Raw genomic sequence first — 10474 nt, forward strand, 5'->3', positions numbered from 1 at the left:
GCCTCGCCGCCCCGCCGCCATGACCACCCTCGGAACGCCCCTTTCCCCCTCCGCCACCAAAGTGATGCTGCTCGGCTCCGGCGAGCTCGGCAAGGAGGTGCTGATCGCGCTGCAGCGCCTGGGCGTCGAGACCATCGCGGTCGACCGCTATGACAACGCGCCCGGCCAGCAGGTCGCGCATCACGCGCGCACCATCGCGATGAGCGACCCCGACCAGCTCAAGGCCCTGATCGAAGCCGAGAAGCCGCACCTGGTCGTGCCCGAGATCGAGGCCATCGCCACGCCGATGCTGGAAACGCTGGAAGCCGCCGGCACCGTGCGCGTGATTCCCACCGCGCGCGCCGCGCGCCTGACCATGGACCGCGAAGGCATCCGCCGGCTCGCCGCCGAGTCACTCGGCCTGCCCACCAGCCCGTACAAGTTCTGCGATTCACTGGAAGAGCTGCAGGCTGCCATCGATGGCGGCATCGGCTATCCGTGCGTGGTCAAGCCGGTGATGAGCAGCTCGGGCAAGGGCCAGAGCAAGATCGACGGTCCCGAAGGCGTCAAGGCGGCGTGGGACTACGCCATGGCCGGCGGCCGCGTCAGCCACGGCCGCGTGATCGTCGAGGGCTTTATCGATTTCGACTACGAGATCACGCTGCTGACCGTTCGCGCCATCGGCGCCAGCGGCCAGGTCGAAACACAGTTCTGCGCCCCGATCGGCCACGTGCAGGTCAGCGGCGACTATGTCGAAAGCTGGCAGCCGCAGCCGATGCATCCCGCCGCGCTCGCCAGCGCGCAGCGCATCGCGCAGGCGGTCACCGCCGACCTGGGCGGCATGGGCCTGTTCGGCGTGGAGCTGTTCGTCAAGGGCGAGCAGGTCTGGTTCAGCGAGGTCAGCCCGCGCCCGCACGACACCGGCATGGTCACCATGGCCACGCAGTGGCAGAACGAGTTCGAGCTGCATGCGCGCGCCATCCTCGGCCTGCCGGTCGATACCACGCTGCGCAGTCCGGGCGCCAGCGCCGTGATCTACGGCGGCGTGGAGGCCCGAGGGGTGGTCTTCGACGGTGTCGACCAGGCCCTGCGCGTGCCGCAGACCGAGGTGCGGCTGTTCGGCAAGCCCGAGAGTTTCGCCCGGCGCCGCATGGGCGTGGCGCTGGCCTATGCCGACGATGTCGACACCGCGCGCACGCGCGCCAAGGAGGCCGCCAGCCGCGTGCGCCCGCGCGCGGTCGGCTGAGCCGCGCCCCGCTGCATCCCCGCTACATCGGATGGCTGCCCGCGGCGGCGCCGTGGGCCGGGGCATGCTGCACCACCTGCGCCGCCGCCACGTGCGCGGCGGCCAGCACCGGCGCGATGCGCACGCCGTTCAGGTCCGCGCCCGACGGCGCCTGGTACAGCCGCAGCCCCAGTTCCGGCAGGATCGCGAGCAGGTGGTCGAACACATCGCCCTGGATGCGCTCGTAGTCCATCCATGCGGTCAGCGCGGTAAAGCAGTAGATCTCGACCGGGATGCCCTGCGAATCGGGCTCCATCATGCGCACGTTCAGCAGCAGGTCGTGGTGGATCTCGGGGTGCGCCTTCAGGTAGGCCATGCCATACGCGCGGAAGGTGCCGATATTGGTCAGCCGGCGCCGGTTGACCGGGTCGTTGCCGGCGGCGATCAGCAGCCGGTTGGCCTCGTCGACCTCGCGCTGCTTTTCTTCCAGGTAGTCGTGCAGCAGGCGGAAGCGCATCAGCGCGTGGACCTCGCGGTCTTCCAGGAAGCGCACGCTGCCCGCATCCAGCCGCAAGGTGCGCTTGATCCGGCGCGCGCCGGACTCGAACATCTGGCGGTAGTTGCGATAGCTCTCCGAGAACAGCTTGTAGGTCGGCACCGTGGTCACGGTGTTGTCCCAGTTCTGCACCTTGACCGTATGCAGCGCGATGTCCTTGACGTAGCCGTCGGCGTTGCACTGGGGCATCTCGATCCAGTCGCCGATGCGCAGCATGTCGTTGGAGGTCAGCTGCGTGCTGGCGACCAGCGACAGCAGCGTGTCCTTGAACACCAGCAGCAGCACCGCCGACAGCGCGCCCAGGCCGGACAGCATCCACAGCGGCGAGCGGTTGATCAGGATCGACAGCACCAGCACCGCGCACACCAGTCCCAGCCCCAGCCGGCCGACCTGGATATAGCCCTTGATCGAACGCGTCTGCGCCCGGCGGCTGCTGGCGTACACGTCCTGCCAGGCCCCCAGAACGCCCCCCAGCATCAGGAAGAAGCAGACCCACAGGCTGGCATGCGCGAGGCGCTCGATCGCCAGTGCATAGCGGCCCATGTGCGGCACTTCGCCGATGCCGACGGTGATCACGGCAAAGCCCACCGCGTAGCCGAAACGCCGGTAGGCGCGATGGCGCGTCAGCGCCGTGCTCCACGGCGTCTTGCCCCACACCTTCAGCAGCCGGTGGGCGATGCGCGACATCACATGGCCGAACAGCCATTGCGCGAGCGCGGCGATCAGCACCAGCGCCAACAGGTACAGCGCGATCTGCGCCCATGGGTGGGTGGGAATACGTTGCTGGAACAGTTCCAGCAGGGCATCGAAATTCATGGCGGGGCGACTCTGGCCTTTGACTGGGCCAGATAGTGTACCGAACGCGCCCGTGACTCCCGCGTGCCGGGCGTACGCCGGCTAGGCCGGCAGCAGCTTCAGCCCGCCGATGCCGACGAAGATCAGCCCGATCAGCACCAGCCGCAGCGGCGACGCGCTCTCGCCCAGGAACAGGATGCCGATCAGCGTCACGCCGATCGCGCCGATGCCGGTCCAGATCGCATAGGCCGTGCCCACCGGCAGCTGACGCAGCGCCGCGCTGAGCAGGTAGATGCTGGCCAGCGCGGCGCCGATTCCGAGCGCGGTCGGGCCGGCGCGGGTCCAGCCATCGGTATGCTTGAGCGCCAGCGCCATCACGATCTCGATCAGCCCGGCCAGCACCAGCAGCGTCCACGCCATTGCCATGTTTTTCCTCCCTTCGCCCGGCATGCGCCGGCACCCATTGCCGGCCACGCCCAGCCACTGTAGGCTGTGCGGATCCGCACGGGAACTGGCCAATCTTGCAAAAGGATTATGCAAACATGCAGGAAGCAGACTGGGACGACCTGAAATACTTCCTCGCCGTGGGCCAGTCCGGCTCGCTGGCCGCCGCCGCGCGCGCCCTGCACGTCAACCATTCAACGGTGCTGCGTCGCCTGGCCAGGCTGGAAGAGACCCTCGGCACGCTGCTGTTCGAGCGCCATGCCACCGGCTACGCCATGACGCCCGCCGGCGAAGCGCTGGCGCAACGGCTGGCCGGGGTCGGGGAACAGATCGATGCGGCGCAGCGCCAGCTGTCCGGCCTCGACAGCCAGCTGAGCGGTCCGTTGCGCGTGACCACCACGGATACCTTGCTGGGCGGACTGCTGATGCCGCTGTTCGCCGGGTTCCGCGCGCTGCATCCGCGCATCCAGCTGCAGCTGGTGGTCAACAACAGCTTCCTCAGCCTGAGCCGGCGCGAGGCCGACGTGGCGGTCCGCCCGGCAAACGCGCCGCCGGAATACCTGGTGGGCCGCCGCATCGGCCGGCTGCAAACGGCCCCTTACGCGGCGCGAAGCTACCTGCAGCAGCTGGGGCTGCCCGCCACGGCGGACAGCCCCGCCCTGGCGGACTGGCCGGCCTATGACTGGGTGGTGCCGGACGAAGCCCTGTCGCACCTGGCCCAGTCGCGCTGGATCCGCGAGCACGTGCCGGAGCCGCGCCGCGTGGTCAGCGCCGACAGCCTGGTGGCGATGGCGGACGCGGTCCGGCATGGCATGGGCGCCGGCATGCTGCTGTGCCTGCTGGCCGGCGACGATCCGGCGCTGGTGCGGCTGGCGCCGCCCGATGCCGCCATGGACACCGACCTGTGGGTGCTGACCCACCCCGACCTGCGGCACAGCGCGCGCGTGCGGGCGCTGGCGGATTTCCTGCACGAACGCCTCAGGCAAGGCCGATGGCTGGCGGGATGACGCAACGGCGCGGCGCGCTCATGCCGCCGGCGCGTACATCTCCAGCAACTGCTCGTCCGTAAAGCCCCACTCCGCCGCGTTCTCGAACGCCACCACGGTCTCGTCGCCATGGCGCAGGTCGATCAGCTCGGTCGGCACCGGCCGGGATTGCGACACCGAGTAGAACGCCATCACCTTGGGCCGCAGCGGGTCGGCGTCATGCTGCGCGCACACCACCGCCAGCCGGTTGGAGCGCAGCCGCAGCACGGTGCCGAGCGGGTAGATGCCGACGGTGCGCGAGAAGGCCTTGAACACGCGCCGGTCGAACAGCGTGTCGACCCGCACCGCCATGTATTCCATGGCGCGGGCCGGCGACCATGGCTGGTGCCCGGGGTGGCTGGCGGTCAGCGTATCGTAGGTATCGCAGATGGCGCCGATCCGGGCGTGCACGCTCAGTTCGTGCCCGACCAGGCCAAACGGGAAGCCGCGCCCGTCGACGCGCTCATGGTGGTGGACGCAGACATCGAGCGGGATATTGGAATAGAGCCGGGCTTCGTTGAGGATGCGGTAGCCGGCGGAGGGATGGCGGCGGTAGGCCTCCTCCTGCTCGGGCGTGCGCTCGCCGGCGCGCAGGCTGGCGGCGCCGGGCACGGTCAGCTTGCCGATGTCATGCACCAGGCCCGCCAGGCCGAGCTCGCGCACTTCGTCGTCGGGCAGGCCCAGGGTGCGGCCGACCGCGATCATCAGCGCGCAGACCGCGAAGGCATGCAGGTAGTTGTCGTCGCCGCGCGCCTTGAGGCGCGCCAGCGCCAGCAGCGCCTGCCCATGGCGCGACAGCGAGCGCGAGGCCGCATCGACCAGCAGCAGCGCGCCGCTGACCTCGAGCGCCCGTCCCATGCGCACGTCGGCGAACATCGAGCCGATCACGGCCTTGCCGGACTGCAGCAGTTCGCGCGCATGCACGATCTCGGCCTCGAGCGTGGTGGCGGCCGCGTCAGCCGGGCTAGCGGCACCGGGGGCAAGCTGGGCCGGGGCCGCGCCGGCCGCCGCTTCCGGCGCCGGCAGGTTGCGGCCCTTCAGGACATCGATCCAGACCTCACGCACGCCCGCCGAGCGGATCTGCCGCACCTGCTCCTCGCTGGCGACCAGGAAGCGCGCGCGCCAGAACGGGTGGTTGATCCAGGGCCCGCCCAGCCTGGCGACGAACATCCCGACCTGCAATTGCTCCGACCCAATGCGTCTCAGCATGCGCCCCCCGGATGATGGTTTTCTCGTTGTCGCTCCGGATATCGGCGGCAGCGGACATAACTTGAGCGCCGGCCACGGCGGCAGGAACCGCGCCGCGCACCCTTGTCAAGCGCCGGCCGAATGCCCGGACGGCGCCGTCGGGCATTGCCGGCGCGGCCATGGCCGCCGCTACAATGGCTGGCCCAGTGCTCACAGACGCCAGCCAGTCGACCCCGTTCACCCATGTCCGGAACGTACACGCTAGTCGGCATCGCCCGTGCCAAGACCCACCGCCGCGACGCGCTGGTCTCCCAGCTCTCAGCGCTGCGCTCGCGCGGGCTGACCGAGCCCGGCTGCCTGGACTACCACGTCGGGCAGGACGCCGAGGACGCGCGCGTGTTCGTCATCTACATGGTCTGGGACTCCAAGCGCGCGCTCGAATCGCATCTGAACCGCCCGTATATGCGCGATTTCCACGCCGCGCGCGCCGACTTCGTCGAAGGCGATTTCAGCTTCCGCTGGCTCAACGCCGCCTGAGCCCGCCGCCCCGATGCCGTCCCGGCGCAAGGCGCCATCCCGGTCACTTCCCGCCCCGCCCGCTTGTCATTGCCGCCGCACCGATCTATCACTCAAGGTGACGCCCGCCCCGGGCGCGGCAGGAGTGCACCATGGAAGTCAGGGATGGATTTGCCGGCACCATCGGCCACACACCGCTGATCCGGCTGGCCGGCCTGAGCGCCGAAACCGGCTGCGACATCTACGGCAAGGCGGAATTCCTCAATCCCGGCGGCTCGGTCAAGGACCGCGCGGCGCTCTACATCATCCGCGACGCCGAGCGCCGCGGGCTGCTGAAGCCGGGCGGCACGGTGATCGAAGGCACGGCGGGCAATACCGGCATCGGCCTGGCGCACCTGTGCGCGGCGCGCGGCTATCGCTGCATCGTGGTGATCCCCGACACGCAGTCGCCGGAAAAGATGGAGCGGCTGCGCATGCTGGGCGCCGAGGTGCGCGCGGTACCGGCCAGGCCTTACGCCGATCCCGACAACTACCAGAAGATTGCCGGCCGGCTGGCCGACGAAACCGATAACGCGATCTGGGCCAACCAGTTCGACAACCTCGCCAACCGCCAGGCGCACTACGAGACCACCGGCCCCGAGATCTGGCAGGCCACCGCCGGCCATATCGACGCCTTCACCTGCGCCACCGGCACCGGCGGCTCGCTGGCGGGCATCGCGCGCTGCCTGAAGGAACACAAGCCGGGCGTGCGCATCGTGCTGGCCGACCCGCATGGCAGCGGCCTTTACCATTTCGTCAAGCACCGCGAGGTCAAGGCCGAAGGCAGCTCGATCACCGAAGGCATCGGCTCCAGCCGCGTCACCGCCAACCTGCAGGACACGCCGATCGACGATGCCGTGCGCATCGACGACCAGACCTGCGTCGACATGGTCTACCGGCTGCTGCGCGAGGAAGGGCTGTTCGTGGGCGGGTCATCCGGCATCAATGTCGGCGCCGCGGTGGCGCTGGCGCGCGAGCTGGGCCCGGGGCACACCATCGTCACGCTGCTGTGCGACCGTGGCGACCTGTATATGGGGCGCCTGTTCAATGACGCGTGGCTGCAGGGCAAGGGGCTGCAGCCGATTCCGTTCCGCCGGACCAGCCCCGCCGGATAACGTCCGGGCTAGGCCGCCTTCAGCCGCCGCCACAGCGTGGTCGGGCTGATGCCGAGGATATGGCAGGCGGCGGTCCGGTCGCCGCCGCACTCTTCCAGCACGCGCCGGATATGGTCGACTTCGCTGGATTGCTTGACGCGCGCCAGCGAGCGGCGCGCGCGCGCGGCCGGCGCCGCCGGTGCGGCTTCGGCTGCGGCCCCGGGGGCCGTGGCAAGCGCGGCCTCGCCGAACAGCTCGGGCGCGGCGGCCTGCAGTTCGCGCTGCAGGGCCTCGCCCTCGAGCCGGCGGCCGGCGACCAGCACCGCGATGCGCTCGGTCACGTTTTCCAGCTCGCGGATATTGCCGGGCCAGCGGTAGCGCGCCAGCCGCGCGCGCGCCGCGGCGGGCAGGCGCTGCGGGCGTTCCAGCCCGAGCCGGTCCTGCGCGCGGCGGTACAGCAGCTCGGCCAGCTCCGGCAGGTCTTCGGCGCGCTCGCGCAGCGGCGGCATGGCAATGCGCAGGATGTTGAGGCGGTAATACAGGTCCTGCCGGAAGCCGCCGTCGCGCACCATCGCGGCCAGGTCGCGGTGGGTGGCGGCGATCACGCGCACGTTCACCGGCACCGCGTCGAGCCCGCCGATCGGCAGCACCTGCTTTTCCTGCAGCACGCGCAGCAGGCGCGTCTGCAGCGCGGGCGGCATGTCGCCGACCTCGTCGAGAAACAGCGTGCCGTTGTGGGCCGACTCGAACAGGCCGGCCTTGCCACCACGGCGCGCGCCGGTGAAGGCGCCCTCTTCGTAGCCGAACAGCTCGCTTTCCAGCAGCGCCTCGGGAAAGGCGGCGCAGTTGACCGCGACGAACGGGAACGCGCGGCGCGGACTGGCATCGTGCATGCCTTGCGCCAATACCTCCTTGCCGGTGCCGCTCTCGCCGCCGATCAGCACGGTCGAGTCCACCGCGGCGTAGCGCCGCGCCAGTTCGCGCAGCGCGATCATCGCCGCCGAGGTGCCGGCCAGGTCGTCGAGGCTGTAGCGCACCGCCGCCGGCCGCGCGCGGCTGCGCGAGCGCAGGTTGCGGTCGACGCGCTGGATCGCGCTGGCGTCCTGGATGGTCAGCACCGCGCCGGTGGTGCCGGCCTCGCCCAGGATCGGAATGCGGTTGACCACCACCATCTTGTCGCCGAGCTTGTGGATTGCCTCGAGTTCCTTGTCGCCGGTCTGCATCACGCCCTCGAGCGCCAGGCCGGGCGCCAGCGTCTGCAGCTTGCGCCCGACCGCAGCGGCGGCCGAGGTGCCGAGGAAGCGCTCCATGGCCGGGTTGAACGACTGGATCCGCCCCTGCGCATCGACCGCCGCGACGCCCTCGTTCAGGTGCGCCAGGATGGTGTTGACGTAGTCGCGCCGGGTGGCCTCGATGCGGCGCAGGCGCGCGGCCTCGATCGCGTCTTCCAGTGCCATGCGCACCGAGTTGCCGGAGTACAGGAACACCCCCGTCAGGCCATAGCGGTCGGCCAGGTCGGTCACCAGGCCCGGGCCCACCACCACCTGGATGCCCTCCTGCTTCAGCGCCTTCACGCGCGCCACGGCGTCATCCTCGGTCAGGTAGGTGTAGGCCGGCACCGACAGCGAAAACGCGCGCACGAATTCATCGACTTCGGCATAGGTTGCCGCGTGCGTGACCAGCGCCACCCGCGGCGAGATCCGCCGCGCCGTCGCCAGCGCGCTCATCACGTCGAAGCCCGTGACCTTGACCAGCACCACCGGCACGTCCACGTGCTGGCGCAGGTAGGCACCGTTGGAGCCGCCGGCGACGACCACGTCGAGCCGGCCCTCGCGCACCTCGCGCGACACCGCGCTGGCGGCGGCCTCGAACCCCTTGCCGACGATGCGGAATTCGGCGCGGTCGGCATAGGCCGGGATCAGGTCGGCGAAGGCGCGCGCGAGGCGGCTGATGCCGATCGCCCAGATGCGCGGGCGGCCTTGCGTGGAAACGGGCGGAGCCATGATGCGGTGCGGAAGGAAAGTGAGATGAAAGGCGGCAGGAACAGGCGTACAGTGCTGTCACATTGTCCGCTACGCGGCCCGGGATTTCAACTTTGAATTCCAAAACACCGGGTTTGGATTTCAAATGTGCCGCAAGCCCGCCATCGCGGCCGCGACGCGGCCCGCCGCCCTGCCCGCCAGCCCAGTGCTGACAAGGGATTCCGGGTTTTCCGGCCGCTTTCGCAAGGCCTGGCACATCCCTTGCAGTATCTGGTTTGTCCTGTTCACCAACGCATACGCCATGACCTACTCCGCTTCCGACCTCGCGCGCTCCGCCGGCGCCCGTTTCCGCCAGGCGCTGGCCGACGAACATCCGCTGCAGGTGGTTGGCGCCATCAACGCCAACCACGCGCTGCTGGCCAGGCGCGCCGGCTATCGCGCCATCTACCTGTCGGGCGGCGGCGTCGCGGCCGGCTCGCTGGGCCTGCCGGACCTGGGCATCTCGAACCTGGACGACGTGCTGACCGACATCCGCCGCATCACCGACGTGTGCGACACGCCGCTGCTGGTCGATGTCGACACCGGCTTCGGCGCCTCGGCCTTCAACGTGGCCCGCACCACCAAGTCGCTGATCAAGTTCGGCGCCGCGGCGATGCATATCGAGGACCAGGTCGGCGCCAAGCGCTGCGGTCACCGCCCCAACAAGGAAATCGTCAGTCAGGGTGAAATGGTCGACCGCATCAAGGCCGCGGTCGACGCCCGCACCGACGACAACTTCGTCATCATGGCCCGTACCGACGCGCTCGCCGTGGAAGGCCTGGACAGCGCCATCGAGCGCGCCGTGGCGTGCGTCGAAGCCGGCGCCGACGCGATCTTCCCGGAGGCCATGACCGACCTCGGCATGTACCGCAAGTTCGTCGACGCGGTGAAGGTGCCGGTGCTGGCCAACATCACCGAATTCGGCGCCACGCCGCTGTTTACCACCGAGGAACTGGGCGGTGCCGGCGTGTCGATGGTGCTGTATCCGCTGTCGGCCTTCCGCGCCATGAACAAGGCCGCGGAAAACGTCTACGCGGCGATCCGCCGCGACGGCACGCAGAAGAACGTGGTCGATACCATGCAGACCCGCGCCGAGCTCTACGAGAGCATCGGCTACCATGCCTTCGAGCAGAAGCTCGACGCCCTGTTCGCGCAAGGCAAGGGCAAGTAAGCGACCAGACTCAGGCGCGGCCGGGGCGGGCCTTCCCTTCCCGGCCGCTTGCACGACCAAAGACAGGCAACACCAGGCATCACACCAAGGAGACCCAGATGTCCGAAGCGCAACCGCTCGTCACGCCCAAGCCCAAGAAATCCGTCGCGCTGTCGGGCGTGACCGCCGGCAACACCGCGCTGTGCACCGTCGGCCGCACCGGCAACGACCTGCACTACCGCGGCTACGACATCCTCGACATCGCCGAGACCTGCGAATTCGAGGAAATCGCCCACCTGCTGGTGCACGGCAAGCTGCCGACCAAATCCGAGCTGGCCGCCTACAAGGCCAAGCTCAAGAGCCTGCGCGGCCTGCCCGCCAACGTCAAGGCGGCGCTCGAATGGGTGCCCGCCAGCGCGCACCCGATGGACGTGATGCGCAC

10 protein-coding genes are annotated in these 10474 nt (G+C 69.7%); 6 read left to right on the forward strand and 4 right to left on the reverse strand.

The window, feature by feature from the left end:
* Positions 1-19 precede the first annotated feature (19 nt).
* On the forward strand, positions 20-1225 hold the full coding sequence (gene purT, locus A3AG_RS0102855; RefSeq protein WP_081610672.1) for a formate-dependent phosphoribosylglycinamide formyltransferase: 1206 nt from the start codon (positions 20-22) through the stop codon (positions 1223-1225).
* 22 nt (positions 1226-1247) lie between these two features.
* Here purT and A3AG_RS0102860 read toward each other — a convergent pair whose 3' ends face one another.
* On the reverse strand, positions 1248-2576 hold the full coding sequence (locus tag A3AG_RS0102860) for a mechanosensitive ion channel family protein (protein WP_018003978.1): 1329 nt from the start codon (positions 2574-2576) through the stop codon (positions 1248-1250).
* Between the two features lie 81 nt (positions 2577-2657).
* On the reverse strand, positions 2658-2975 hold the full coding sequence (locus A3AG_RS0102865) for a DMT family transporter (protein WP_026163882.1): 318 nt from the start codon (positions 2973-2975) through the stop codon (positions 2658-2660).
* A 122-nt stretch (positions 2976-3097) separates the two neighbouring features.
* On the opposite strand from A3AG_RS0102865, the gene A3AG_RS0102870 reads away from it, so the two are divergent.
* Positions 3098-4006: a LysR family transcriptional regulator gene (locus tag A3AG_RS0102870; RefSeq protein WP_018003980.1), complete on the forward strand. Its 909-nt coding sequence runs from the start codon at positions 3098-3100 to the stop codon at positions 4004-4006.
* A gap of 18 nt (positions 4007-4024) precedes the next feature.
* Here A3AG_RS0102870 and A3AG_RS0102875 read toward each other — a convergent pair whose 3' ends face one another.
* Entirely contained in the window at positions 4025-5233 is a 1209-nt protein-coding gene (locus tag A3AG_RS0102875; RefSeq protein ID WP_018003981.1) for an HD-GYP domain-containing protein, read from the reverse strand.
* 222 nt (positions 5234-5455) lie between these two features.
* On the opposite strand from A3AG_RS0102875, the gene A3AG_RS0102880 reads away from it, so the two are divergent.
* Positions 5456-5749, forward strand: a complete 294-nt coding sequence (locus A3AG_RS0102880) for a putative quinol monooxygenase (RefSeq protein ID WP_018003982.1) — start codon at positions 5456-5458, stop codon at positions 5747-5749.
* A gap of 131 nt (positions 5750-5880) precedes the next feature.
* A complete protein-coding gene (locus A3AG_RS0102885; RefSeq protein ID WP_018003983.1) occupies positions 5881-6882 on the forward strand; it encodes a cysteine synthase A in 1002 nt (333 codons plus the stop codon).
* 8 nt (positions 6883-6890) lie between these two features.
* Here the strand turns inward: A3AG_RS0102885 and prpR are convergent, their stop codons facing one another.
* Entirely contained in the window at positions 6891-8864 is a 1974-nt protein-coding gene (gene prpR, locus A3AG_RS0102890; RefSeq protein WP_026163883.1) for a propionate catabolism operon regulatory protein PrpR, read from the reverse strand.
* Between the two features lie 280 nt (positions 8865-9144).
* Here prpR and prpB point away from each other — a divergent pair, with 280 nt between their 5' ends.
* Positions 9145-10053 carry a methylisocitrate lyase gene (prpB, locus tag A3AG_RS0102895; RefSeq protein WP_026163884.1) on the forward strand — a complete coding sequence of 303 codons (909 nt, stop codon included), beginning with the start codon at positions 9145-9147 and terminating at the stop codon, positions 10051-10053.
* 98 nt (positions 10054-10151) lie between these two features.
* The coding region (locus A3AG_RS0102900; RefSeq protein WP_026163885.1) for a citrate/2-methylcitrate synthase at positions 10152-10474 on the forward strand (323 nt) is incomplete at its 3' end.

The organism is Cupriavidus neocaledonicus, assembly GCF_000372525.1.
In the GTDB taxonomy this organism is placed as follows: Bacteria; Pseudomonadota; Gammaproteobacteria; order Burkholderiales; family Burkholderiaceae; genus Cupriavidus; species Cupriavidus neocaledonicus.